At 72.5% G+C, this 23715-nt stretch carries 24 protein-coding genes, 1 tRNA gene and 1 riboswitch; of the genes, 11 read left to right on the top strand and 14 right to left on the bottom strand.

Annotated features, from left to right (window positions below):
• Window positions 1-26: 26 nt before the first annotated feature.
• Both IEZ24_RS02595 and IEZ24_RS02590 read left to right on the top strand, forming a co-directional pair.
• Window positions 27-1313, top strand: coding sequence for a DUF2157 domain-containing protein (locus IEZ24_RS02595; RefSeq protein ID WP_165355952.1), 1287 nt, complete (start codon window positions 27-29; stop codon window positions 1311-1313).
• Window positions 1310-1807, top strand: a complete 498-nt coding sequence (locus tag IEZ24_RS02590; protein WP_129453306.1) for a GDYXXLXY domain-containing protein — start codon at window positions 1310-1312, stop codon at window positions 1805-1807. Before IEZ24_RS02595 ends, IEZ24_RS02590 begins: the two co-directional genes overlap by 4 nt.
• Window positions 1808-1838: 31 nt before the next feature.
• Here IEZ24_RS02590 and IEZ24_RS02585 read toward each other — a convergent pair whose 3' ends face one another.
• The 5 genes from IEZ24_RS02585 to IEZ24_RS02565 all read right to left on the bottom strand — a co-directional run bounded on the left by IEZ24_RS02585 (window position 1839) and on the right by IEZ24_RS02565 (window position 5446).
• Window positions 1839-2114: a MoaD/ThiS family protein gene (locus tag IEZ24_RS02585; RefSeq protein WP_129453305.1), complete on the bottom strand. Its 276-nt coding sequence runs from the start codon at window positions 2112-2114 to the stop codon at window positions 1839-1841.
• 16 nt (window positions 2115-2130) lie between these two features.
• Window positions 2131-3417: a threonine synthase gene (gene thrC / locus IEZ24_RS02580; RefSeq protein WP_129453304.1), complete on the bottom strand. Its 1287-nt coding sequence runs from the start codon at window positions 3415-3417 to the stop codon at window positions 2131-2133.
• 10 nt (window positions 3418-3427) lie between these two features.
• A riboswitch (SAM riboswitch) is annotated at window positions 3428-3567 on the bottom strand.
• A 93-nt stretch (window positions 3568-3660) separates the two neighbouring features.
• Window positions 3661-4491, bottom strand: a complete 831-nt coding sequence (gene otsB / locus IEZ24_RS02575; RefSeq protein WP_129453303.1) for a trehalose-phosphatase — start codon at window positions 4489-4491, stop codon at window positions 3661-3663.
• Between the two features lie 69 nt (window positions 4492-4560).
• Complete coding sequence (locus tag IEZ24_RS02570) at window positions 4561-5040, bottom strand: LytR C-terminal domain-containing protein (protein WP_242498359.1); 480 nt, start codon at window positions 5038-5040, stop codon at window positions 4561-4563.
• A 112-nt stretch (window positions 5041-5152) separates the two neighbouring features.
• Window positions 5153-5446, bottom strand: coding sequence for a DUF3263 domain-containing protein (locus IEZ24_RS02565; protein WP_129453301.1), 294 nt, complete (start codon window positions 5444-5446; stop codon window positions 5153-5155).
• A 198-nt stretch (window positions 5447-5644) separates the two neighbouring features.
• Here IEZ24_RS02565 and IEZ24_RS02560 point away from each other — a divergent pair, with 198 nt between their 5' ends.
• Complete coding sequence (locus IEZ24_RS02560) at window positions 5645-7087, top strand: alpha,alpha-trehalose-phosphate synthase (UDP-forming) (protein WP_129453300.1); 1443 nt, start codon at window positions 5645-5647, stop codon at window positions 7085-7087.
• A 16-nt stretch (window positions 7088-7103) separates the two neighbouring features.
• Here IEZ24_RS02560 and IEZ24_RS02555 read toward each other — a convergent pair whose 3' ends face one another.
• The 4 genes from IEZ24_RS02555 to IEZ24_RS02540 all read right to left on the bottom strand — a co-directional run bounded on the left by IEZ24_RS02555 (window position 7104) and on the right by IEZ24_RS02540 (window position 10770).
• Entirely contained in the window at window positions 7104-8675 is a 1572-nt protein-coding gene (locus IEZ24_RS02555) for an FMN-binding glutamate synthase family protein (RefSeq protein ID WP_129453299.1), read from the bottom strand.
• Between the two features lie 69 nt (window positions 8676-8744).
• On the bottom strand, window positions 8745-9464 hold the full coding sequence (locus tag IEZ24_RS02550; RefSeq protein WP_129453298.1) for an anti-sigma factor: 720 nt from the start codon (window positions 9462-9464) through the stop codon (window positions 8745-8747).
• A complete protein-coding gene (locus tag IEZ24_RS02545; RefSeq protein WP_207206680.1) occupies window positions 9451-10092 on the bottom strand; it encodes an RNA polymerase sigma factor in 642 nt (213 codons plus the stop codon). Before IEZ24_RS02545 ends, IEZ24_RS02550 begins: the two co-directional genes overlap by 14 nt.
• 42 nt (window positions 10093-10134) lie before the next feature.
• On the bottom strand, window positions 10135-10770 hold the full coding sequence (locus IEZ24_RS02540; RefSeq protein WP_207206679.1) for a fasciclin domain-containing protein: 636 nt from the start codon (window positions 10768-10770) through the stop codon (window positions 10135-10137).
• 97 nt (window positions 10771-10867) lie between these two features.
• On the opposite strand from IEZ24_RS02540, the gene IEZ24_RS02535 reads away from it, so the two are divergent.
• Genes IEZ24_RS02535 through pdxY form a run of 6 tightly spaced genes read left to right on the top strand, consistent with a single transcriptional unit; the run spans window position 10868 to window position 17369 of the window.
• A complete protein-coding gene (locus tag IEZ24_RS02535) occupies window positions 10868-12196 on the top strand; it encodes an alpha/beta fold hydrolase (protein ID WP_129453296.1) in 1329 nt (442 codons plus the stop codon).
• The gene (locus IEZ24_RS02530) at window positions 12193-13554 is read left to right on the top strand and encodes an MFS transporter (RefSeq protein ID WP_129453295.1); all 1362 of its coding nucleotides are present in this window, start codon (window positions 12193-12195) and stop codon (window positions 13552-13554) included. The genes IEZ24_RS02535 and IEZ24_RS02530 overlap by 4 nt, the downstream gene beginning before the upstream one ends.
• Complete coding sequence (locus tag IEZ24_RS02525) at window positions 13547-14995, top strand: pyridoxal phosphate-dependent decarboxylase family protein (protein ID WP_242498358.1); 1449 nt, start codon at window positions 13547-13549, stop codon at window positions 14993-14995. Before IEZ24_RS02530 ends, IEZ24_RS02525 begins: the two co-directional genes overlap by 8 nt.
• A complete protein-coding gene (locus tag IEZ24_RS02520; protein ID WP_129453294.1) occupies window positions 14992-15687 on the top strand; it encodes a uracil-DNA glycosylase in 696 nt (231 codons plus the stop codon). The genes IEZ24_RS02525 and IEZ24_RS02520 overlap by 4 nt, the downstream gene beginning before the upstream one ends.
• 22 nt (window positions 15688-15709) lie before the next feature.
• Window positions 15710-16483 carry a dioxygenase family protein gene (locus IEZ24_RS02515; RefSeq protein ID WP_129453293.1) on the top strand — a complete coding sequence of 258 codons (774 nt, stop codon included), beginning with the start codon at window positions 15710-15712 and terminating at the stop codon, window positions 16481-16483.
• Between the two features lie 22 nt (window positions 16484-16505).
• On the top strand, window positions 16506-17369 hold the full coding sequence (gene pdxY, locus IEZ24_RS02510; RefSeq protein ID WP_129453292.1) for a pyridoxal kinase PdxY: 864 nt from the start codon (window positions 16506-16508) through the stop codon (window positions 17367-17369).
• Between the two features lie 90 nt (window positions 17370-17459).
• Here pdxY and IEZ24_RS02505 read toward each other — a convergent pair whose 3' ends face one another.
• The 3 genes from IEZ24_RS02505 to IEZ24_RS02495 form a co-directional block, all read right to left on the bottom strand.
• The gene (locus IEZ24_RS02505) at window positions 17460-17606 is read right to left on the bottom strand and encodes a hypothetical protein (protein WP_165355950.1); all 147 of its coding nucleotides are present in this window, start codon (window positions 17604-17606) and stop codon (window positions 17460-17462) included.
• A 119-nt stretch (window positions 17607-17725) separates the two neighbouring features.
• The gene (locus tag IEZ24_RS21495) at window positions 17726-17887 is read right to left on the bottom strand and encodes an HNH endonuclease (RefSeq protein WP_207206678.1); all 162 of its coding nucleotides are present in this window, start codon (window positions 17885-17887) and stop codon (window positions 17726-17728) included.
• A 150-nt stretch (window positions 17888-18037) separates the two neighbouring features.
• Window positions 18038-18112: transfer RNA gene (locus IEZ24_RS02495), tRNA-Thr, on the bottom strand.
• A 61-nt stretch (window positions 18113-18173) separates the two neighbouring features.
• Here IEZ24_RS02495 and IEZ24_RS02490 point away from each other — a divergent pair.
• Both IEZ24_RS02490 and IEZ24_RS02485 read left to right on the top strand, forming a co-directional pair.
• The gene (locus IEZ24_RS02490) at window positions 18174-20012 is read left to right on the top strand and encodes a glycoside hydrolase family 13 protein (protein WP_129453290.1); all 1839 of its coding nucleotides are present in this window, start codon (window positions 18174-18176) and stop codon (window positions 20010-20012) included.
• A gap of 16 nt (window positions 20013-20028) precedes the next feature.
• Window positions 20029-21237, top strand: coding sequence for a DUF4032 domain-containing protein (locus tag IEZ24_RS02485; RefSeq protein ID WP_129453289.1), 1209 nt, complete (start codon window positions 20029-20031; stop codon window positions 21235-21237).
• Here the strand turns inward: IEZ24_RS02485 and IEZ24_RS02480 are convergent.
• Together IEZ24_RS02480 and rlmB are read right to left on the bottom strand one after the other, a co-directional pair.
• A complete protein-coding gene (locus tag IEZ24_RS02480) occupies window positions 21221-22756 on the bottom strand; it encodes a metallophosphoesterase family protein (RefSeq protein WP_242498357.1) in 1536 nt (511 codons plus the stop codon). The genes IEZ24_RS02485 and IEZ24_RS02480 overlap by 17 nt on opposite strands.
• Complete coding sequence (rlmB, locus tag IEZ24_RS02475; RefSeq protein ID WP_129453288.1) at window positions 22753-23712, bottom strand: 23S rRNA (guanosine(2251)-2'-O)-methyltransferase RlmB; 960 nt, start codon at window positions 23710-23712, stop codon at window positions 22753-22755. Before rlmB ends, IEZ24_RS02480 begins: the two co-directional genes overlap by 4 nt.
• Window positions 23713-23715 lie beyond the last annotated feature (3 nt).

Below are 23715 nucleotides of genomic sequence, written 5' to 3'. Positions count from 1 at the left end.
CGGCTCCCGAGGAGAACGCTGGACGCATGAGCAACACCTCCGCCCCGGGATCGTCCTCGGCCACGTCCCTCGCCACCCGCCCCGTCCCGCCGCGCCAGCTCGACTGGCTGCGCACCGAGCTCACCGACTGGACCTCGCAGGGGATCATCAGCGAGGACCAGGCGGCGCGCATCTCGTCGCGCGTCTCGGCCCGCTACCCCGCCGAGCGCCACACCCGCACGAGCATCGGCCGCGTCTTCCTCTACCTCGGCGCCGGCTTCGTCGGCGTCGGACTCATCTGGCTGGTCGCCGCCAACCTCGACCAGCTGTCCCCCGTCACCCGGTTCGCCGCGATCGCGGCCCTGTGGCTGGCGTTCCTCGTCGGCGGCGAGGTGCTCGCCGCGCGCGGCGCCTCCGCGCCCCTCGTCGGAGCCGTACGCCTCCTCGCCGCGCTCGGTGCCGGCGCGGTCGTCTTCCAGGCCGCGCAGTCGCTGCAGGTGCCGGCGTACGAGCCGCGCCTCGTGGGCCTGTGGTCGGCCGGCGCCTTCGTCCACGCCTACCTGACCCGGGCGTACATGCCGTTCGTGGTCGGGGTCCTCACCGGCGTCACGTGGTGGTTCATGCAGCCGATGTGGGACTCGCAGAACGGCCTCACCGTGGTGATGCTGATGGGCGCGGCATCGGTCCTGGCCGCAGGGCTCGCCGTGCTGCACGACCGGCGCATCGACGCCTTCGCCTGGACCTGGCGCACCGTCGCGGGCGGCATGGCGCTGCTCGCGATGTTCGTCGCCGCGGTGCCCGACATCGGTGGCGACGGGATCGACTGGTCCACCTGGCTGGTGGTGGCGCTCGTCGTCGCCGGTCTCGCCGCGACCGCCGCGGCCCTCACCCGACCCGGCCTGCGCGTCCTGGAGCCGCTCGGTGCGGTGGTCGTGCTGGTGGCCGCCACCCTCCTCGGTCTCTGGACGACCGGGACGGACCCCTCCGACGTCGACGCCGGCGACTGGGCCCACGCCGCGGTGTCGGTCCTCGCCTACGTCGTGCTGGCCGTGGCGCTCGTCGCGCTCGGCACCGTGCGCGACCACCCGCCGCTGACGTGGATGGCGATGGTGGGGCTCGTGGTCTTCACGACGTTCCAGAGCTTCGCCGTCTTCGCCCCGATCGTCACCGGCGCCTGGCTGTTCGTGGTCCTCGGCACCGTCTTCCTGGGCACCGGCTTCCTCTTCGACCGGGCACGTCGCGAGCTCGCCTCCGCACTCGACTCCGACTCCAACGCCGGCCCCGGCTCCGCTCCCGGCTCCGACTCCAGCTCCCCGAAGGGAACCGACCGATGAACCGCACCGTGACCACCGGCGTCATCGCCGTGAGCCAGCTCGTCCTGGTCGGGCTGGGTGTCGCCCCGCAGCTGTCCGCCCGACTGGCCGGCGACTCCTACCTCGTGCGGGTCGCGCCCGTCGACCCGATCGACCCGTTCCGCGGGGCGTACGTCGCGCTGGACTACCCGGACCTGCGCCACGACGACTCGCAGTCCTTCGTCGAGCCCGGCCTCGGCGCGCTCGACGACGGCGAGTCCGGCGACCTCTACATCACGCTGGTGGAGCGCGACGGGGTGTGGACGGCCTCCGAGTGGTCGCGCGAGCGGCCCGGGGACGGCCCCTACCTGGCCTGCGACGACCGGTCGTGGCAGATCCGGTGCGGCATCGAGAGCTGGTTCCTGCCCCAGGACGAGGCGCGCGAGACCGAGGACCTGCTGCGCGACGGCGCCGTCGCCGAGCTGCGCATCGACGGACGGGGCAACGCCGCCGTCGTCGACGTACGGGCTCCGTGACCCCCGTCCGGACCGCCGCGGACCGAGCCGCTCAGCCTCCGGCGACCGCCGGGATCACCGAGATCTGCACGCCGTCGGGCGTGGGGGTCGCGAGGTCGTCGAGGAAGCGCACGTCGTCGTTGCCGACGTAGACGTTGACGAACCGACGCAGCTGGCCCGCCTCGTCGAGGATCCGGCCCTTGATGCCGGCGTAGCTGGCGTCGAGGTCGTCGAGCACGGCCGCGAGGGTGTCGCCCTCGGCGCTCACCTCGGACTCGCCCCCGGTGTAGGTGCGCAGGATGGTCGGGATCCGTACGGAGACTGCCATGTCGGGTTCCTGCCTGTCAGAGGATGCCGGACGCCACGAAGGCGTCGTAGGACGGTGCGATGGTCGCGGCCGGGCCGACGCGGTCGGAGACCGAGTCGAGGGTCTTGAGGCCGTGGCCGGTGTTGATCACCACGGTCTCGAGCGAGGTGTCGAGCTGGCCGGTCTCGACGAGCTTCCTGAGCACGCCGACCGTGGTGCCACCGGCGGTCTCGGTGAAGATGCCCTCGGTGCGGGCCAGCAGCACGATCGCGTCGCGGACCTCGTCGTCGGAGATGTCCTCGACCGCACCGCCGGTGCGGCGGCAGATGTCGAGGACGTAGATGCCGTCCGCGGGGTTGCCGATCGCGAGGCTCTTGGCGATGGTGTCGGGCTTGACCGGGCGGATCGCGTCGGTCTCCGCCTTGTAGGCCACCGACACCGGCGAGCAGCCGGTCGCCTGGGCGCCGAAGACCCTGTAGGGCTTGTCCTCGACGAGGCCGAGCGCGATGAGCTCCTGGAACGCCTTGTCGACCTTCGTCAGCTGGGAGCCCGACGCGACGGGGATGACGATCTGGTCGGGCAGGCGCCAGCCGAGCTGCTCGGCGATCTCGTAGCCGAGGGTCTTGGAGCCCTCGGCGTAGAAGGGCCGCACGTTGACGTTGACGAACGCCCAGCCCTCCTCCTCGCCGGCGATCTCCGAGGCGAGCTTGTTGACGTCGTCGTAGTTGCCGTCGACCGCGACGAGCTTCTCGGTGAAGACCGCCGAGTTGACCTTCTTCGGCGTCTCGAGGTTGCTCGGGATGAACACCACCGTGGGGATCCCGGCGCGGGCCCCGGCCGCGGCGACAGCGTTGGCGAGGTTGCCGGTGGAGGGGCAGGCGAAGACCTTCGCGTCGAGCTCGCGGGCGGCGCTCAGGGCGCAGGCGACCACGCGGTCCTTGAAGGAGTTGGTGGGGTTGGTCGAGTCGTCCTTGACCCAGAGCTTGTCGATGCCGAGCTCGCGGGCGAGGTTCTTCGCCTCGAGCAGCCTGGTGAAGCCGGGCTCGGTGTTGGGGCTCTGCTCGATGTCGGTCGGCACCGGCAGCAGCGCCTTGTAGCGCCAGATGTTGCGGGGTCCGGCGGCGATCTCCTCGCGGGTCACCGTCGGGAAGTCGTAGGCCACCTCCAGTGGCCCGAAACACTCCGGACAGGCGTACGACGGGCCGAGCTCGACCTCGTGGCCGCACTCGCGGCAGGTCAGGGCGCGGGCGTTGCCGAAGGCACCCTCCCGCAGGCCCTTGCGCGGGGTCGTCGTGCTCGTGGTCTCGTCCAGCAGGGTGCTCATGAAGTCCTCCTTCTCATCTGTCCCCGCGACTCTCGCGTGGGCCGGATTTGGCACCTGCTCCCGCGACTGGCCGGATGATTCCGGACAGGAGGCTCGCGGGTGGTTGCCGGGACTTCAACGGGCCGTTCCCTCAGTCCCTCGTGATGAGCAGGCTCAGCCTAGGCGGGCCGTCTCACGATGCGCACATCGAGTCCACGATGTGGTCGCGCCGCGGTGCGGGTGGGCGTCCGCCCGCCGGCTCGGTCAGCGCCGGCGAGCGAGGCTGCTGAGCAGGTCCACCACCCCGGCAGGGCCGTCGACGACCACGTCGGCCAGGCGTACGAGGTCGGGCTGCTCGTGCGACGCCGAGCAGACGACGAGACCGGGCAGGCCGTCGGCGCGCAGCGCGCGGACGGCCTCGAAGGCCTCGACGTCACCGAGGTCGTCGCCGCCGAAGACCACGCCCGTGGCCTCCTGCTCGGCGACGAAGGTGCGCACGGCCTGGCCCTTGTGCATGTCACCCGAGCGGATCTCGATGACGTTGCGGCCCGGCTCGATGGTGAGGCGGTGGCGCTCGGCGAGGGCGGCGATCGGCTTGACGAGCCTCTCGAAGGCCCCCGCCGGGTCGTCCATCCGCCGGGTGTGGACCGCGACGGCCAGGCCCTTCTCCTCGACGTAGGCGTCGGCCGCCCCGGCGCCGCGCAGCACCTGGGGCAGCTCGCGCTCGAAGCTCGCGAGCCCGGCCGGCGGGCGGGGCGAGCGGATCCGCTGCTCGGTGGCCGACCACCGCTCGTTGCCGTACTGGCCGAAGACGAAGAGCTCGGCCCCGCGGTCGAGCATGGCGTTGCCGAGCGCGTCGAGGTCACCCATCGCGATCGCCTGGCGCGCCGGACGCCCGGTGATCACCGCGACGGCCCGGACCGCCTCGGCGAGCTCGAGCAGCGCGCCGGGGGCCCCGGGGTGCAGGCGGGCGGCCTCGGGGTCGTCCACCACCGGCGAGAGAGTGCCGTCGAAGTCGAGCCCGACGACCACACCGTCGAGGACGTCGCGTACGGCGTCGTAGTGGGCGCGCGCGGCGTCGGAGGTGAACTCCATGGACTCACCCAACCACGCGACGCCCGCGGCCGCCGAACCGTCCCGGAAATCCGGGGGCCGGCGGACGGGTCAGCGCGGGGCGTCCGCGGTGAGGATGACAGTGAGCCGGTCGCGCTTCATCACGCCGACGGCGGGCGCCGTGCGCTTGATGCCGAGGTCGAGCGCGAGCTGCTTGCCGGCGGCCTTGAGCCGCGGCGGGAAGTAGACGGTGCTGGTCGGGATCAGGCCCTGCCAGTTGTCCTCGCCCACGACGGACCAGCCGACGCCGGTGGCGCGGGCTGCCGTCGCGGCCGCGAGGCCCTTGATGCCGGAGTTGTTGTAGACCTCGACGTAGACCTCGCCGCGCTTGACCCGGGGCTTGGGCTTGGGAGCCTCTGTCTCGGTCGGGGCCGGCTCCGGCTCGACGGAGGGCGACTGCTCGGCGCTGGCGATCGTGGCGGTGTCGACGCGTCGCTCGGTCGGCGCCTGGTCGCGGGTGGCGATGAAGGTGATCGAGGCCATCGCGACGGCGAGGACCGACAGCATCACGAGCGGGGACGGGAACGCCACGCCCCGCTCGTCGCGACGACGAGGTTGCGGGGATCGACCGGGACTGGGGAAGGAGGTCGTGCGGAAGGTCATGGGGAAGGTGACCAATCGTGAGTGGGCGGGTCTCGCTGGGTCAGATCTCGAAGCCGAGGCGGCGCGCGGAGCGCTGCCGCTGGCGGGACGCGCGGAGGCGACGCAGCCGGCGGACGAGGAGCGGGTCGGCCTCGAGGGCCTCCGGACGGTCGATGAGCGCGTTGAGGACCTGGTAGTAGCGGGTCGAGGACATGTCGAACTTCTCGCGGACGGCCTGCTCCTTGGCGCCGGCGTACTTCCACCAGTGGCGCTCGAACTCGAGGATGTCGCGGTCGCGCTGGCTCAGCCCGGCAGCAGTCTCCTGCTCGGTCGGAATGTGCTTCGCTGCGTCCATGCGTGTGTTCCTCCTCGACCCCACGTCCGCCCGTGACCGGGTGGACTGCGCTCAGTCTAGGTGACGAACCACAACGATGTCATTCGCCTCCGGCGAGTCGTCTGGACAAACCCACGAGGTCGCTGCGGTCCGCCGTGACGCTCACGGGGACACTCCGGGGTGACCTGCGCGTCACCGGTCGTCGTTAGGGTGGCGGGTGTGAGCCCGACCCCGCAGGCAGACCTCGTCATCGTGGCCAACCGACTGCCCGTGGACCGCGTGATCGCCCCTGACGGCTCCGCGTCGTGGCGCACCTCCCCCGGCGGGCTGGTGACCGCGCTCGAGCCGGTGCTGCGCGCCAACGACGGTGCGTGGATCGGCTGGCCGGGGTCGGCCGACGACGAGGCCTTCGAGCCGTTCGTGGAGGACGGGCTCTCCCTGGTCCCGGTGTCGCTGAGCGCGCAGGAGGTCGAGGAGTTCTACGAGGGCTTCTCCAACGGCACGCTCTGGCCGCTCTACCACGACGTGATCGCCAAACCGGAGTTCCACCGCGAGTGGTGGGACTCCTACGTCGCGGTCAACCAGCGCTTCGCCGACAAGGCCGCGGAGGTGGCCGCCGAGGGCGCGACGGTGTGGGTCCAGGACTACCAGCTCCAGCTCGTGCCGCAGATGCTGCGCACCCAGCGGCCCGACCTGCGCATCGGCTTCTACCTCCACATCCCGTTCCCCCCTGCGGAGCTGTTCTCCCAGCTGCCGTGGCGCCGCCAGATCCTCGAGGGACTGCTCGGCGCCGACCTGATCGGCTTCCAGCTGCCCGGTGCCGCGGCCAACTTCGTGCGCCTCGTGCGCAGCCGGGTGGGCCACAAGACCCACCGCGACACCATCTACCTCCCCGACGGTCGCCCCGTGAAGGCGACGGCGTTCCCCATCTCGATCGACACCGCGGGCTTCGAGGAGCTCGCCCGGTCGGAGGGCGTGGAGAAGCGTGCCGCCGAGATCCGCGACGCGCTGGGCAACCCGCGACGGATCTTCCTCGGCGTCGACCGCCTCGACTACACCAAGGGCATCCACTCGCGCCTGCGCGCGTTCGGCGAGCTGGTCCGCGACGGCCAGCTCGACGTCGAGGACGCGGTGTTCGTCCAGGTCGCCACGCCCTCGCGCGAGCGCGTCGAGCAGTACCGCATCCTCCGCGACGAGATCGAGCTCCTGGTCGGCCGGATCAACGGCGACCACGGCCGCATCGGTCGCCCGGCCATCTCCTACATGCACTCCTCCTACCCCCGCGAGGAGATGGCCGCCCTCTACCGGGCGGCCGACGTGATGGTCGTGACCCCGTTCCGCGACGGGATGAACCTCGTCGCCAAGGAGTACGTCGCCTGCCGCTTCGAGGACGACGGCGCGCTGGTGCTCTCGGAGTTCGCCGGCGCCGCCCAGGAGCTGCGCCAGGCCTGGTTGGTCAACCCCTACGACATCGACGGCATGAAGTCCGCGCTGCTCGAGGCGTACGCCGCCGAGGGCAAGGAGACCTCGCGACGGATGCGCGCGATGCGCCGGACGGTCGTCGCCAACGACGTGGCCAAGTGGGCCGCCGACTTCCTCGACGAGCTCGAGGCCCTGCCCGAGCACCACGACAAGACCGTGCGCCAGTCGCGGGCGCGCTGACGCGACGGGGCCGGGCTCACGCCCCGTCGCTGGCGCCGGCGGCGGCGCCGTGCGTGGCGTCCTGCGCGACCATGATCGCCTCGATCTCCTTCACCAGCGCCGGGCCGAGCCGCTGCCAGGTCGGGTCGTAGCCGTAGGTCTGCGCGAGGCCCACCGAGGACCTCGTGCCGTCGAGGAGGTCGATGTCGCCCGGCGCGATGAGGCCGGGGTGCACGACGCCGATCGCCTCCGAGACCTTGAGCAGGTCGCGGCGCAGGGAGCGGATGTAGTTGGCGGCCCGCACGCTCTTCAGGCCGACGTCGAGCCCGCGGGTGTAGCGCGGGTTCTGGGTGGCCACCCCGACCGGGCAGTGGTCGGTGTGGCACTTCTGCGCCTGGATGCAGCCGATGGCCATCATCGCCTCCCGGCCGACGTTGACCATGTCGGCGCCCAGCGCGAACGCCACGATCGCGTTCTCCGGGATGCCGAGCTTGCCGGCGCCGACGAACACCACGTCGTCGGTCAGCCCGGCCGCGGCGAAGCGGCGGTAGACCTCGGCGAACCCGATGCGGAAGGGGTAGGCGACCGAGTCGGCGAAGATCATCGGCGCGGCACCGGTGCCGCCCTCGCCGCCGTCGATGTTGACGAAGTCGACGCCGCGCCCGCCGCGGGACATCTCCTCGGTCAGCTCGTCCCACATGGTGAGGTTGCCGACGGCCGACTTGATGCCGACGGGCAGGCCGGTCGCCTGCGCGACCGTCTCGACGAAGTCGAGCATCGAGTCGACGTCCGAGAAGACCGCGTGCCGGCTGGGCGAGGCGCAGTCCTTCCCCTCGGGGATGCCGCGGATCTCGGCGATCTCCCGGCTGACCTTCTCCCCCGGCAGCATCCCGCCGAGCCCCGGCTTGGCGCCCTGGCTGAGCTTGACCTCGATCGCCCGGACGGGTGCGGACTCCACGAGGTCGACCAGGCGGGCCAGGTCGAAACGACCGTGCTCGTCGCGGCAGCCGAAGTAGGACGTGCCGATCTGGAAGACGATGTCGCCGCCGTGGCGGTGGTGCGGTGAGAGCGCGCCCTCCCCGGTGTTCTGCAGGCAGTCGGTCATCGCGGCGCCCTTGTTGAGCGCCTCGATCGCCTTGCCCGACAGCGAGCCGAAGCTCATGCCGGAGATGTTGACGACCGACCCGGGGCGGAACGCGTGCGTACGTCCCCGGGCCGCTCCCATCACCTTGGCGCACGGCAGGGCGATCTCCTCCTGCGCGTGCGGCATGGTGGCGGCTCCCGGGCCGGCGAAGGTGCGGTGCTTGATGATCGGGTAGCCCTCGACGCGCTCCACGTCGTTGTCGGTACCGAATCCGAAGTAGTTGTTCTCGAGCTTGGAGCTGGCGTAGACCCAGCGCCGCTGGTCGCGGCTGAACGGACGCTCCTCGTCGTTGCTGGTGACGATGTACTGGCGCAGCTCGGGCCCGAACTTCTCCACCAGGAACCGGCCGTGGCCCACGACGGGGAAGTTGCGCAGGATCGCGTGCTTGCGCTGAACCAGGTCGTGGACCGTCGTCGCGGCGGCCGCGGCCGCGGTGCCGCCCAGGATCGCGTACCTCCACCTCATGGAGTCGTTCCTAGTCGCACCGCGCCGCGATGTCGAGGAAGCCCACCCCTGCGGACCCGGTGCGCAGGCTCAGGCGAGCTCGCCGCGGGCCACGCTGACGCCGGAGTGGGTCGGGTCGCCGTCGTCGGGCTCGACCGAGATGTCGACGATCCGGTAGCCCTCGTCGATCAGCTCCATCGGGACCGCGAACTCGCCGTCGTCACCCGCGGCGAGCAGGCCGATGGAGACCATCCGCACCCCGTCGACGTGGATCAGCCACACCTCGCGCACGCCCGGCGCGTCGCCGAGCTCGGTGGCGCTGACCCGGATGGTGAAGGTGTCCTCGGACTGCACGGCGCTGGCCTCGCCACGGTCGGCGTCGCTGTCGAGAGCCGTCAGGGTGGCGGCTGCCACGACGGTGCCGGTGTCGGCCGGCGGGACCACCGCCTCGGGGGCCCCCTCGCCTCCGGTGCCCCAGCGGCCCAGGCCCACCCCGGCGAGCAACGCCAGGGCCGCGGCCACGGCGGCGAGCCAGAGCGGGACGCCCCGGCGCCGTGCCAACTCGTCGGGCACGGGCGGCGCCGCCGGTTCGGCCGGGTCGCCGGCGCGGACCTCGGCCAGCACCTGCGCGCGGACCCGCGCGGGCGGGGCGACGAGCGCGTCGGCACCCGCGCGGCGGCGTACGCCGGTGAACGCAGCCAGCAGCGCGGCGCACTCGGGGCAGGTCGCCGCGTGGTCACGGACGTCCTCGGGGCCGTCGGTCGGGTCGAGGGCGAGCCCGGCCAGCTGGTCGGGATCAGCGTGACTCATGGCGCACCCCCTCGAGCTGCTGGTGGAGCTTGATCAGGCCACGGCGGACATGGCTCTTGACGGTGCCGAGCGGCAGACCGACGGTCTCGGCGATCTCGGCATGACTGCGCTCCTCCCAGAAGGCGAGGAACATGATGGTGCGGCGCGGGTCCGGCAGCTCGTCGACGGCCTGCCGTACGACCAGTCGTTCGGCGACGTCGTCGTCGACGGATTGGTCGGAGCCGTCGTGGGCCCCCGGGAGGGACACGACGGCGGCCACCCGGTCGGCGTCGCGGGCCCGCGCCGCCCGTGCGTCCGCCACCTTGTGGCGGGCGATGCCCAGCAGCCAGGCGGGCAGGGCCGCGGGGCTCGGGGTCAGGGTGTGACGACTGCGCCACGCTGCGACGAAGACCTGCTGGGTCACGTCCTCCGCGTCGTGCGGGTCGCGCAGCGCGCGGAGCGCATAGGTGTGCACCAGCGCGGACCACCGGTCGTAGATCTCCTCGAGGGCGGTCTCGTCGCCCGCGACCAGTCGCGCGGCGAGCGCACGGACGGCGTCGTCCTGCTCGTCCTCGAAGGACATCGCCTGGGTGACCACGGGGTCACCGTACCGGCGGGTCGAGCGGGCGGGGAACGGGATGATGGTCATCGCCGCTCCCCGCCCGTCAGGCTTCGCGTCGCCGTCGGTGGATCAGAGGTTGATCGGGCGGAGCACCCGGTCGATCCCGTGGGCGACCTGCTTGTTGCCCTTGTTGAGGTCGAGGGCGCTGAGCACGACGCGCGGGTCGCGGTCGTCGCGGTCCTTGTCCTTCAGCGTGATGCGCAGGGACGGCTTCTTGCGGATCTTGACCTTCACGGTCTCGCCGGCGGCCGTCATGAGCTTGGCGCCGTCGGCCTTGAGCACCTTGTTGCTCGTCAGCGTCTTGCCCGGCACGACGTGGTAGAGCAGGACGGTCTCGATGGTGTCCACACCGGCGAGCTCCACGAGGGCCTCGAAGATCTTCTTCTCGCTCTTGATCGTCTGGCCGGTGAGGTCCTTGGCGAGCAGGCGGAACGCCTGGTCGGTGGGCGCGAACACGGTGGCTCGCTTCGTGCCGTCGGCCAGGACGCCCACCGGGGAGCCGGGCTTCGCGGCGACGATCGCGAGGGCGGCCTCGGTCACGATGTCGAAGTCCTTCGCGTTGCCGTCGAACTTGTTCTTGTCCGAGGTGAGCAGGGCGGCGAGGCTGTCCTCGCCGACCGCCTTGGCGTTGGCGGCGGGGGCGGTGGCCATGGTGCCGAGGGCGAGAGCCGAGGCGGCCAGGAGGGCGGGTACGCGACGAGCCATGGGAAGTCCTTCCATCAGGGGCGCCCGGTGGCGCCCGTCACCCCCTTCTCCGGCCGAGGCCCCACGGTGGATGCACCCGGGCCGTAGATTTCTTTCCATGGACCTCATCCCCAAGCCCGAGCAGGTCGTCGCCGCGGCCGGGAACGTGGCTCACACCCTGCTCTACGGAGGGCTGGCCGACCTGCGGCCGATGCCCCGCACGCTGATCGACGACGGGGAGCTGCGCGAGGTCTACCACTACCGGCCGGCGAAGGACGTGCCCGAGACCGGCGACCCCATCCTGCTGGTCACGCCGCTGGCCGCACCGGCCCTGTGCTTCGACCTGCGCCGCGGGTGCTCGCTGGTCGAGCACCTCGTGGCAGGGGGCCGGCCGACCTACCTGCTGGAGTACGGGCAGGTCTCGTTCCGCAACCGGTCGCTCGGCGTGGAGCACTGGGTCGACGAGGTGCTGCCCGAGGCGGTCCGGGCCGTGCACGAGCACTCCGGCGGTCGCGGGGTGCACCTGGTCGGGTGGAGCCTCGGCGGCATCTTCACGCTGCTCGTCGCAGCCGACCGGCAGGACCTGCCCATCGCCTCGATCACCGTGGTCGGGTCACCCGTCGACGTCACCAAGGTGCCGCTGGTCGCGCCGGTCCGCCCGCTGCTCAACCTGACCCAGGGCCGCGGCGCGATCACCCGCGCCTACCGGGCCCTGGGCGGGATCCCCCAGCCGCTCGTCAACTGGGCCTTCACCGCCGCGTCCGCCCAGAAGGTCGTCACCAAGCCGCTGGCGGTGCTGACCCACCTCGACGACACCGACTACCTCGCCCAGCTCGAGGCGGTCGATCGCTTCCGGGCCAACATGTTCGCCTACCCCGGCAGGACGTTCGGCCAGCTCTACCACCGCTTCGTCAAGGGCAACGCCCTCGCGCGCGGCACCATGGAGGTCGGCGACAGGACGATCGACCTGGCGGCCATCTCGGTCCCCACGCTCGTCTTCGCCGGCAACACCGACGGCATCGCACCCCTGCCCGCCGTACGCGCCGTGGTGCCGCTGCTGACCGGCGCGCCGCAGGTGCGCTTCGAGGTCGTGCCGGGCGGGCACCTCGGCATGCTGACCGGCCGGGCCGCACGCGGGACGACGTGGACGGTCATCGACGAGTGGGTCGACGAGTGGTCGGGCGCAGTCCCGGCGGCACCGGCCCCCACGAAGCGCGCGGCCCGCAAGGCGCCCGCGAAGAAGGCGCCCGCTCCGAAGAAGGCGGCTGCGAAGAAGGCGGCTGCGAAGAAGGCGGCTGCGCCGACGAGGACGGCAGCTCCGAAGGCCCCCGCCGAGAAGGCCCCCGCCAGGAAGCGCGCAGCCAGGAAGGCATCCGCCGACACGATCGGCTCCAACCCCTCCCGGCGCTACGGGTCGGCCGGCTCGCGGGCGCTGGGCCAGCGGTGACCTCTGCCCCTCCGGCGGGTGAGCCCGCCACCCTGCCGCGCGGGGTCCGGATCGGCTACGGCAGCGGCTCGGTGGCGACGGGTGCGTTCGGCACCGTGCCGGGCCTGATGCTGCTGCCGTACCTGACCGACGAGCTCGGGATCGCCGCCCTGTGGGCGGGCGTCATCGTGTTCGTCCCGAAGGCGTGGGACGTGGTGCTCAACCCGATCGCGGGGCGGGTGAGCGACCGGACCGTCGACCCGGCCGGCCCGCGCCGGCCGTGGCTGATCCGCGCCGGGCTCATGCTCGCCGGCGCGTTCGCGCTGATCTTCGCCGCTCCCGACCTCGGGAGCTCGGTGCTCGAGGCGGGCTGGGTGCTGCTCTTCTTCGTGCTGGCCGCCTCGGCGTACGCCTTCTTCCAGGTGCCCTACGTGGCGATGCCCGCCGAGATCACCACGTCGTACGACGAGCGGACGCGCCTCATGACGTGGCGGGTGGCGATCCTGGCCTTCACGATCATGCTCGCGGGCGCGACCGCACCGCTGATCCGCGACGCCGTGGGCGGCCGCGACGGCTACCGGGTGATGGGCGTGGTGATGGCCGTGCTGATCGCGGTCGGGGTCGCCAGCGCCTGGTGGGGCACCCGGAGGGCTCCGATCGGTGCGGTCGCCGCCGGCGCGGGCTCGCTGCGCGAGCAGCTGCGGGTCGTGGGGCAGGCGCGTGACTTCCGCGTGCTGCTGACCACCTTCGTCCTGCAGGCCCTCGCCACCGGCTGCATGCTGGCCGGCGTGGACTACCTCGCCGGCGACGTGCTGGAGCGGTCGGGGGCCGCCACCATCCTCTTCGTGTGCTTCGTCGGGCCCGCCCTGCTGCTGACACCGGTGTGGGCCTCGCTCGGCACGCGCATCGGCAAGCAGCGCGGCTACGTCATCGCCTCGCTCGTGCTGGCGGCGGGCGCGGTGCTCGCGAGCGCCGCACGGGTCGCACCGCCCGCCGTCGTGTTCGCCGCGACGGCGCTGGTGGGGGTGGGCTACGCGGGGTGCCAGGTGTTCCCGATGGCGATGCTGCCCGACGCGGCGGCCGTCGACTCGGCGCGCACGGGCGAGAACCGGGCCGGCGTCTACACCGGCGTGTGGACGGCCGGGGAGACGCTCGGCCTCGCCCTGGGACCGGCGGTGTTCGCGGTCGTGCTCGCGCTCGGCGGCTACCTCTCGAGCGAGGGTCGCGAGATCACCCAGCCGGACTCGGCCCTCACCGCGATCACGCTCGGGTTCTCGGTGCTGCCCGCGGTCCTGACACTGCTGAGCCTGTGGTGGCTGCGCCAGTACACCCTCGACGCCGCCGAGGTGGCGGCAGCGGAAGGAGCCGTCCGTGCCTGATCCGATCGAGCGCCTGGCCGTGATGCAGCGGGGCGACCTGCCCGTGCACGGCGGGCGCACGCTGGCCTACGTCTACGACTCCGGCGACCCGGAGGTCGACCGCGTCGCCCGCGAGGCCGTCGCCGCCTATGCCGCCTCGAACGCGCTCGACCCCACGGCCTTCCCGTCGCTGCTCCAGATGGAGAACGAGCTCGTCGGCTTCGCCTGCGACCTCCTCGACGCCCCGGAGTCCGCGGTGGGGACGGTGACCTCGGGAGGCACGGAGTCGATCCTGCTGGCGGTCCAGGGGGCTCGCGACAGCCGCCCCGACGTCGTACGGCCCCGGATGGTGCTGCCCGCCACGGCGCACGCCGCCTTCCACAAGGCGGCGCACTACTTCGGGGTCGAGGCGGTCCTCGTGCCGGTCGGTCCCGACTTCCGCGCCGACGCGCGGGCGATGGCCGAGGCGATCGACGACGACACGGTCCTGGTCGTCGCCAGCGCCCCGTCGTACGCGCACGGGGTGGTGGACCCGGTCGCCGACATCGCGGCAGCCGCGGCCGCCCGCGGCGTGCGCTGCCACGTGGACGCCTGCATCGGCGGGTGGGTGCTCCCCTACGCCGCGCGGCTCGGTCGCGAGGTGGCACCGTGGACGTTCGCCGTCGAGGGCGTCACCTCGATCTCGGTCGACACCCACAAGTACGCGTACGCCCCCAAGGGGACGTCGCTGCTGCTGCACCGCGACGCGGCGCTCCGCAAGCCGCAGATCTTCGCCTCCGCGGCCTGGCCCGGCTACACGATGCTCAATGCCACGACGCAGTCGACGCGCTCGGGCGGGCCGATCGCCGGCACGTGGGCGGTGGTCGAGCACATCGGCGACGCGGGCTACCTCGACCTCGCCGACCGTGCGTTCGCGGCCGTCGACGCGATCGTGGCCTGCATCGACGACGAGCCGGCCCTCCGCCTGGTCGTGCCACCGGACTCGACCCTCGTGACGCTGGCGACGGACGACTCGTGCGACCCGTTCACGCTGACCGACGAGCTGGTCTCGCGCGGCTGGTACGTCCAGCCCCAGCTGTCCTACGGAGATGCCGGACCGACCGTCCACCTGTCGGTGAGCGCGGGCACGCGCGCGCACGTCGAGGAGTTCGCCACGGCGCTGTCGGAGTCGGTCGCGGCCGCGCAGGCGGCCGGCCCGGTGGCGGTGGACCCGGGCGTGGTGGCGTTCGTCGAGGCGCTGGACCCGACCGCGCTCGGGGACGACGACTTCGACGGCCTCCTCGCCGCGTCGGGCCTGGTGGGAGCCTCTGCGGACGGGGGCCTCGAGCTGCCCGGCAGGATGGCGGAGGTCAACGCGATGCTCGACGTCGCCTCGCCGGCGATGCGCGAGGCGCTGCTGGTCGCCTTCCTCGACCGGCTGCAGCGACCCGTCCGCCACGAGGCCCGGGGAGGTGCGCGATGAGCGCGCTCGCCGGCCTCGTCGAGAAGGGCCGGGTCGCCCCGGACTGGGCCGAGGCGCTCGCGCCGGTCGACGAGCAGATCGCCGCGATGGGCCGGTTCCTCCGCGACGAGAACGCTGCCGGCCGCGGCTACCAGCCCTCCGCCGACCGGATCTTCCGGGCGTTCGAGCGCCCGCTGGCCGACGTACGCGTCCTCGTCGTCGGGCAGGACCCCTACCCCAACCCGACCCACCCGATCGGGCTCAGCTTCGCCGTCGAGCGGCACGTGTGGCCGCTGCCGCCGAGCCTGGTCAACATCTACGTCGAGCTGCGCGACGACCTCGGCATCGTGCCGCCCCGCCACGGCGACCTGTCGGCGTGGGCCGACCAGGGAGTGATGCTGCTCAACCGGTCGCTCACCGTCCGGCCCAACGACTCCAACTCCCACCAGGGCAAGGGCTGGGAGGCCGTCACCGAGCGGGCCATCGTCGCCCTCGCGGAGCGCGGCGGCCCGTGCGCCGCGATCCTCTGGGGCCGGCACGCCCAGTCGCTCAAGCCCCTGCTCGGGCCGGTCCCGTGCGTGGAGTCGGCGCACCCCTCCCCGCTCAGCGCGCGGCGCGGCTTCTTCGGGTCGAAGCCGTTCAGCACGGTCAACCGGCTGCTGGAGGAGCAGGATGGTGACCCGGTCGACTGGACCCTTCCGGAATATAATTGAAACTTGTACTATTGAGGATGTCATGAACGAACGCATGCCTGCCCTCTACATCGGCCACGGTGCCCCGCCACTGCTCGACGACCCGGTCTGGTCGGGGCAGCTCGCCGCCTGGGCCGGCGACCTGCCGCGACCCAAGGCGATCCTCATCGTGTCCGCGCACTGGGAGTCCGCCCCGGTGAGCCTGTCCGCCAGCGGCGCCCCGCTGGTCTACGACTTCGGCGGGTTCGCGCCGAAGTACTACCAGATGACCTACGAGACCCCGGACGCCTCGGCGCTGGCCCAGCGGGTCGCGGCGATGATGCCGAGCAGCGAGCCGGTGCACCAGCACTCCTCTCGCGGCCTCGACCACGGTGCGTGGGTGCCGCTCAAGATCATGTTCCCCGAGGCCGACGTCCCGGTCCTCCAGATGTCGCTGCCGACCGACGACCCGCAGCGCCTGATGAAGCTCGGCGAGCGGCTGCGCCCGCTGCGCGACGAGGGCGTGCTGATCATCGGCTCCGGCTTCCTCACCCACGGCCTGCCGTTCCTCACCGAGTGGAGGATCGACGCCGCCGTGCCCGGCTGGTCACGCGACTTCGACCTGTGGGCCGCCGACGCCCTGACCCGCGGCGACGTCGACACCCTGTCCGACTACAAGGCCAAGGCGCCCGGCATGCCGTACGCCCACCCCACCGTCGAGCACTACACGCCGCTGTTCGTGACGCTCGGCGCCGCGACGACCGCCGACGACCCCGGCATCCAGGTGATCGACGGCTACTGGATGGGACTCTCCAAGAGGTCGCTCCAGGTCGCCTGACCCCCGGGGCTAGGGTCGGACCGTGCGCGTCCTCTCCATCCAGTCCCACGTCGCCTACGGCCACGTCGGCAACTCCGCAGCCGTCTTCCCCCTCCAGCGCCTCGGCCACGAGGTGTGGCCGGTGCTGACGGTGAACTTCTCCAACCACACCGGGTACGGCGCCTGGCGCGGGCCGCTCATCGCGGCCGACGACGTGGCCGCGGTGATCACCGGGATCGGTGAGCGCGGTGCGTTCGAGACCTGCGACACCGTGCTCTCGGGCTACCAGGGCTCGCCGGAGATCGCGGACGTCATCGTCGACGCGGTCGCCCAGGTCAAGGCGGCGAACCCCGACGCCACGTACACCTGCGACCCGGTCATGGGCAACGCCACCTCGGGGTGCTTCGTGAACCCGGCGATCCCGCCCAAGTACCGCTCCACCGTCATCCCGGTGGCCGACGTGCTGACGCCCAACCAGTTCGAGCTCGGCTTCATCACCGACCGGGACGCCCTGAGCGGGCCCTCGTCCCTCGACGACGTCCTGGCCGCGGTCGACGAGGTGCGCGACCTCGGCCCGACGACCGTGCTGGTCACGTCGGTCGACCGCGAGGGTGCGCCCGACGACGCCATCGAGATGCTCGCCGTCACCGCTGACGGCGCCTGGCTCGTCACCACGCCGCGACTGCCGATGAAGGCCAACGGGTCCGGTGACATCACCGCCGCGCTGTTCACCGCGCACCTCAAGGCGACCGGCTCCCCCGCCGACGCGCTGGCCCGTACGGCCTCGTCCGTCTTCGCGGTGCTCAAGGAGACCCTGGACTCCGGCGAGCGCGAGCTGCGGCTGATCGCGGCGCAGGAGGCCATCGCCTCCCCTGCGTGCGAGTTCGAGGTCGAGCAGGTCCGCTGATGCGGCGCCGCGCGCTTCGGGCGCTCGCGATGGCCATCGTGGCGACCTCGGGATGCACCCGTTGAGGACTCACCGGACAGGTCCCCGGCCTCACCGGGGCAGCTGCCCGGCGACGACGACGAGCTTGTCGAGCGTCCGACCGCCAGCCTCGCGGACGCCGAGATCGAACTGGGCCACCCAGATCCGGGAGGGTGACGCCTCTGCCCGGCCCAGCAGTGAGGAGCGCGGGGACCACACGCGCTTCTTCCTCGAGACACGGCACACCTGAGCGAGCGGACGGACGGAGAGCTGGCGCGTGACGCCGCCGCGGTCTGCTTGGACCCCTCGGGCGAACGATGGCTGCTCAGCCGGGACGTTCAGTAGGACTTGCCCTCGGCGTAGCGCTGTCGTCGCCAGGCCCGCCCCTTGCCACGGTTGCGCGCCTTGTAGGTCTCCAGCTGCGAGTCGCAGTTGGGACACACCAGACGGAGGTTCTCCCGGCGGTTGTTGGACGAGTCGCCGTCGATGTGGTCGAGCACGACCGGTCGCCAGCCAGCGCTCGACGTTGCGCTCGCGCTCCATGGCGCGCTGGCAGCGATTGCTGCAGAAGACCTTCTGATGGCGCTTGGTGAGGGTCGCGCCGCACCCGAGGCAGCTCATGTGCAGAAGGTACGCGCGCCGACCGACAATGGAGCCGCGTGAGAGATTCGAACTCTCGCAACCCAATTTACAAGATTGGTGCTCTACCCCTGAGCTAACGCGGCGTGCGTCCGTGGACGCGGCGGCAATCCTAGTCAGGCCGTTCCTGCTGAGAGGATGAGGCCCGTGAGCCTCCTCCACCAGCCCCACCACGACGGCTCGCCGTTGTTCGTGTCCAACGAGGCACCAGCCCTGGGCGAGACCGTGACGGTCCTCGTGCGCACCCACGCCGAGGACGCCCCGGTCGAGGGCATGTGGCTGCGCACGACGTACGACGCCGAGCCTGTCTTCGTCGAGATGCACCCGAGCGCGGCAGGGGCCACCACGTGGTGGGAGGCGGGCCTGCTGGTGCACAACCCGGTGACCCACTACCGCTTCCTCATCGAGCGCTCCGACGGGTCGCAGGAGTGGCTGACGGGGGCCGGGCTGGCGGGCCACGACGTGCCCGACGCCGCGGACTTCCGGCTCACGGCGTACCCCCCGGCGCCCGACTGGGGCCGCGACGCGGTCGTCTACCAGGTGTTCCCCGACCGGTTCGCCCGCTCGGCAGCCGCCGACGCTCGGGAGGTCCCCGACTGGGCGCTGGCGACCGAGTGGGACGACGAGGTCGCCTTCGAGCCGGACGACCCCCGCACCCCCATGCAGTTCTTCGGCGGCGACCTCGACGGCATCACCGAGCACCTCGACCACGTCGCCGACGTGGGGGCCGACGTCGTCTACACCACGCCCGTCTTCCCCGGCGAGAGCAACCACCGCTACAACGCGACCACCTTCACCGCGGTCGACCCGCTGCTCGGCGGCGACGAGGCGTACGCCCGGCTCAGCGCCGCCGTGCACTCCCGCGGGTGGCGGATCCTGGGCGACCTCACCACCAACCACACCGGCGACACCCACGAGTGGTTCCTCTCGGCGGTCGACGACCCCGCCGACCCGCACCGGTCGTTCTACTACTTCGACGACGACGGCACCTACGCCTGCTGGATGGGCCACGGCACGCTGCCCAAGATCAACCACGCCGACCGCGACGTGCGGCACGCGATGGTCGAGGGTCCGGACTCCGTGGTCGGGCGCTGGCTGCGACCGCCGTACGACGTCGACGGCTGGCGCATCGACGTCGCCAACATGACCGGGCGCCTCGGCGCCGTCGACGTCAACCACGAGGTCGCGCGCGCGGTCCGTGCCACGGCCGAGGCGCTGCGCCCCGACCCGTGGGTCATCGGCGAGCACAACCACGACGCGACGGGCGACGTCGACGGCGACGGCTGGCACGGGACGATGAACTACTCCGGGTTCTCCTGGCCGGTGTGGTCGTGGCTGCGCGACCCGGCCTCGCCGGCGCGCGCGTTCGGCCGTCCGGTGCCCGTCGCCCGCCGCGACGGCACCGCCGTGGTCGAGACCTTCCGCGCCTGGCAGGGCACCCTCGGCTGGCGGGCGACGGAGTCGAGCTGGAACATTCTGGGCTCGCACGACTCGGCCCGGATCCGCACGGTCGTGGGTGGCGACGCGGCCGTCCACCGGGTCGCCGCCGGGCTGCAGTTCACCCTGCCCGGCGTCCCGATGGTCTTCGCCGGCGACGAGATCGGCCTCGAGGGCGTCACCGGCGAGGACGCCCGGCGCACCATGCCGTGGCACCGCCGCGACGAGTGGGACGCACGGACCCTCGGGGCGTACGCCGACCTCGCCGCGCTGCGCCGCGGGCACGTCGCGCTGCGTCGCGGCGGGCTGCGCTGGGCGCACGTCGACGCCGACACGATCGCGTTCCTCCGCGAGCACCCCGACGGGAGCGTCCTCGTGGTGGCGCGGCGCAGCGCCGGCGAGGCGTTCGACCTCCCGCTCCCCCCGGGCCGGCACCTGTTCGGGTCCGAGCCGGGCGGTGCGGACCTGGCCGCCCGCGACGACACCGGGGTCGAGGTCGCGGCCGCCGACGGTCCGCGTCTCGACGTGTGGGAGCTCGACCCGCGCTAGCCGCTAGTGTCCTCACATGGCCATGCGGATCGTCGCCAGCCGGCCCGACCCGGCGATCCTCGGCCTGCCGTGGGACCTCCCGCTCGAGGAGTGGCCCGACGACGTCGTCGTCCCGCTGCCCCGCGGCCTGTCGCGGCACGTCGTACGGATCGTGCGGCTGGGCAGCAACGTCTACGCCGTCAAGGAGACCAACGACGACATCGCGTTCCGCGAGTACCGGATGCTGCGCGACCTCCAGCGCATGGGCATGCCAGCGGTGGTGCCCCAAGGGGTCGTGACGGGGCGTGAGGGCAAGGACGGCGAGGACCTGCCGGCGGCGCTGATCACCCGCCACCTCCAGTTCTCGCTGCCCTACCGCAGCCTCTTCAGCCGCGGCATGGACGCCGAGCACGTGCCGACGCTCATCGACGCCATCGTCGTGCTGCTCGTGCGGCTCCACCTCGCCGGCTTCTACTGGGGCGACGTGTCGCTGTCCAACGTGCTCTTCCGGCGCAACGCCGGCGCGCTCGCGGCCTACCTCGTCGACGCCGAGACCGGCGAGCTGCACGAGGCGGTGGGCGACCGGCTGCGCGAGTACGACATCACCGTCGGCTGCGAGAACATCTTCGCCGAGCTGATGGACCTCAGCGCGAGCGGCGCGGTGAAGGAGCCCATCGACGGGTTCGCGATCATCGAGCACCTCCGCTCGCGCTACGAGGCGCTGTGGCGCGAGCTGACCGACCTCGAGGAGTTCGGGGGCGACGAGATGTGGCGCATCGAGCGTCGCGTCGAGCGGCTCAACGACCTCGGCTTCGACGTCGACGAGCTCGACATCGTCACCGACCTCGGCGGCGACACCATCCGGATCCAGCCCAAGGTCGTCGACCTGGGCCACCACACCCGCGAGATCCGCGACCTGACCGGCATGACCGTCGAGGACAACCAGGCCCGCCGGATGCTCAACGACCTGGCGTCCTTCACCGCGCACCACGACCTCGGGCGCGAGGACCGGCACCTGGTGGCGAGCCGGTGGATGCACGAGATCTTCGAGCCGATCATGGCGATGATCCCGCCCGACGCCACCGGCAAGCTCGAGCCGGCCGAGATCTTCCACGAGATCCTCGAGCACCGGTGGTACCTCTCCGAGCAGGCCGGCCACGAGATCGACATCCACGCGACCGCGCGCGACTACATCGACCGCTTCCTCACCACGCGACCCGACGAGGCCATCACAGGTCAGGAGTGAACGGGGCAGGAGTGACGGGCTCCCACTCGCCGACCCGCCACGACCCGTCGGTGCGCAGCCGCACCCACTGCAGGCCCACCGGCCGGCCGTCGGCGTACGTCACCAGGCTCACCTCGGCGTCGCGCCGCGGCTTGCTGCCCAGCGCGATGGCGTACGCCGCCCCGCCGGTCGTGCCGTTGGTCCAGGAGTAGCCGGTCGCGCCGTCCTCGCCCTCGACGGCCTCGGGTCCCGACTGGACGTGCGTGTGGCCGCCGACGACCAGGTCGACGCAGCCCCGGGCGAGCGCCTCGTCGCCGAGGTTGGCGTCGTGGACCAGGACGGTGCTGACCCGCTCGCCGTCCTCGGCTGCCGCGCACGCGTCGTCGGCCAGCCGGTCGCCCACCTCGGCGAAGCTGAGCCCGGTCTCGTCGCGCCAGTTGCCGAGACCGCTGCTGCGGGGGTCGTCGACCCCGAGGACCGTGCCGCCCCACGGGGCCTCGACGACCTCGCCGTCGAGCATCGTCCAGCCCTGGTCGGCGAGGTAGGTGCTGACGAACGTGCCGTGGTCGTGGTTGCCGGCGACGCCGAAACGCTCCCAGTCGGCGAAGGCCGACTGGACCGAGTCGAGGCTGAACGCCTCCCACGGCTGGCCGGTCGAGGTGTCGTCCCCCGCGTTGAGCACGACCGAGGCCCCGGCGGCGTCGCCGATGGCCCGCGCCACCCGGTCCATGCCGATGTTGTCGTGCCGGTCGCTGACGAGGAGCGCGACGGTCTCGCCCTCCTCCGGCTCGCGCAGGCCGAGGTCGACGAGGTCCGCGGCGCTCTCGGCCGCCGCGGAGTAGAACTCCCGGCTCCGGTCGTAGGTGTCGATCGCGCTCAGCACCAGCCGCCTGCTCTGCGTGGTCACCGGCCCGGTCCGGACCTCGATGTCGCGCACCTCCGCCGGCAGCACGACGTCGGGGCCGGCGAGCTCGGCGAGGGTCTGCCAGCTGCCCTGCTCCTCCTGGGTCTCCTCGTCGGACTCCCACGGCTGCCAGACCAGCACCGGCAGCACCATCAGGAGGGGCAGTGCGACCAGCCCCTGCCGGGTCCGTACGCCGCGGAACAGCTCGCCGCGACGGTGCCGGCCGAGCAGCAGGAAGAACGCGACCGGCACGAGCCCGACCCCGAGCCCGCGCAGCGCGGCGGAGACCGCCATGTCGAGCACGACGTCCTGCACCTTGTCGATCGGCGCACGCGGGTCGCCGGCGATGAGGGCGTAGCGCTCGACGAGCTCCTCGATGGAGCCGACCTCGGTCTTGCCGAGGGTCAGGGTCACGCCCAGGGGCCCGACGTCGCGGAACCGGAAGTCCGGCAGCAGGGGCCCCGTCTCCACCACGGCGTCCTTCGCCAGGGTGGGCCGTACGACGGTGTCGTGGCCGACGAGCACCACGGTCCGCGAGCTGGTGAGGAAGAGCGAGACGGCCACGCCCAGGCCCAGCGCGACGCTGAGCGACACCAGGGCGGCGCCGACCAGCAACCGCCGGGGGGTGGGCCTCACGTCGTGCGGGCCTGCGAGATCGCGTAGAGGGCGACCGAGGCGGCCACACCGGCGTTGAGCGACTCCAGCTGCCCGGACATCGGGATGGACACGATCTGGTCGCACGTCTCGGCGACGAGGCGACCGAGGCCCTTGCCCTCGGAGCCGACCACGACGACCAGCGGGCCCTCGGCGAGGCCACCGGGCGCGACGAGCTCGGGAAGCGAGAGGTCGCCGTCGGCGGCGAGGCCGACGACCATGCAGCCCGCCTCCTGGTAGGCCTTGAGCTGGCGGGTCAGGTTGACGGTCTGGGCGACCGGCAGGCGCGCCGCGGCACCGGCGCTGGTCTTCCACGCCGACGCGGTCATGCCCGCGGCCCGACGCTCGGGGATCAGCACGCCGTGGGCGCCGAAGCCGGCGGCCGAACGGATCACCGCCCCCAGGTTGCGCGGGTCGGTCACGGAGTCGAGCGCCACGACGAGCGCCGGCTCCTTGGCCTCGTCGGCGCGCTCGAGCAGGTCGTCGGCGTGGGCGTACTCGTAGGCCGGCAGCCGCGCCGCGAGGCCCTGGTGCACCGCACCGCCGGTCATCCGGTCCATCTCGTTGCGGGTGACCTCGAGCAGGCTCAGTCCCTGCTCGGCGGCCAGCCGGAACGCCTCGCGCATCCGACCGTCGCGCTCGGCTCCCTCGGCGACGTAGATCCCCGCGACCGGCACCCCGGCCTGGAGCAGCTCGACGACCGAGTTGCGGCCGGCGGCCCACTCGGCGTCGGAGGTCGTACGCCGCTTGGTGCGGGTCTCCTTCGCCTTCTCGGCGCGCTTCGCGGCCTTGTGGGCCTGGTGGTAGGGGCGGTCCTTGGCCTTGGGCGTCGGCCCCCTGCCCTCGAGGCCGCGACGCACGCGCCCGCCGGAGCCGGCGGTGGGGTTGCCCTTGCCGGTCTTCTTGATGGCGCCCTTGCGCTTCGAATTGCCTGCCATTGC

Source organism: Nocardioides ganghwensis (assembly GCF_014779655.1).
GTDB lineage: Bacteria > Actinomycetota > Actinomycetes > Propionibacteriales > Nocardioidaceae > Nocardioides > Nocardioides ganghwensis.
The sequence above is the reverse complement of the archived record's forward strand: the minus strand, read 5'-3'. Positions and strand labels throughout refer to the sequence as shown.

Bases quoted from the DNA above. Each gene is read 5' to 3' on its own strand.
- IEZ24_RS02555 (WP_129453299.1), bottom strand. From the start codon at position 8,675: ATGAGGTGGAGGTACGCGATCCTGGGCGGCACCGCGGCCGCGGCCGCC.
- IEZ24_RS02595 (WP_165355952.1), top strand. From the start codon at position 27: ATGAGCAACACCTCCGCCCCGGGATCGTCCTCGGCCACGTCCCTCGCC.
- thrC (WP_129453304.1), bottom strand. From the start codon at position 3,417: ATGAGCACCCTGCTGGACGAGACCACGAGCACGACGACCCCGCGCAAG.
- IEZ24_RS02540 (WP_207206679.1), bottom strand. From the start codon at position 10,770: ATGGCTCGTCGCGTACCCGCCCTCCTGGCCGCCTCGGCTCTCGCCCTC.
- IEZ24_RS02565 (WP_129453301.1), bottom strand. From the start codon at position 5,446: ATGGACGCAGCGAAGCACATTCCGACCGAGCAGGAGACTGCTGCCGGG.
- otsB (WP_129453303.1), bottom strand. From the start codon at position 4,491: ATGGAGTTCACCTCCGACGCCGCGCGCGCCCACTACGACGCCGTACGC.
- rlmB (WP_129453288.1), bottom strand. From the start codon at position 23,712: ATGGCAGGCAATTCGAAGCGCAAGGGCGCCATCAAGAAGACCGGCAAG.
- IEZ24_RS02535 (WP_129453296.1), top strand. From the start codon at position 10,868: ATGGACCTCATCCCCAAGCCCGAGCAGGTCGTCGCCGCGGCCGGGAAC.
- IEZ24_RS02590 (WP_129453306.1), top strand. From the start codon at position 1,310: ATGAACCGCACCGTGACCACCGGCGTCATCGCCGTGAGCCAGCTCGTC.
- IEZ24_RS02515 (WP_129453293.1), top strand. From the start codon at position 15,710: ATGAACGAACGCATGCCTGCCCTCTACATCGGCCACGGTGCCCCGCCA.
- IEZ24_RS02545 (WP_207206680.1), bottom strand. From the start codon at position 10,092: ATGACCATCATCCCGTTCCCCGCCCGCTCGACCCGCCGGTACGGTGAC.
- IEZ24_RS02485 (WP_129453289.1), top strand. From the start codon at position 20,029: ATGGCCATGCGGATCGTCGCCAGCCGGCCCGACCCGGCGATCCTCGGC.
- IEZ24_RS02585 (WP_129453305.1), bottom strand. From the start codon at position 2,114: ATGGCAGTCTCCGTACGGATCCCGACCATCCTGCGCACCTACACCGGG.
- IEZ24_RS02550 (WP_129453298.1), bottom strand. From the start codon at position 9,464: ATGAGTCACGCTGATCCCGACCAGCTGGCCGGGCTCGCCCTCGACCCG.
- IEZ24_RS02520 (WP_129453294.1), top strand. From the start codon at position 14,992: ATGAGCGCGCTCGCCGGCCTCGTCGAGAAGGGCCGGGTCGCCCCGGAC.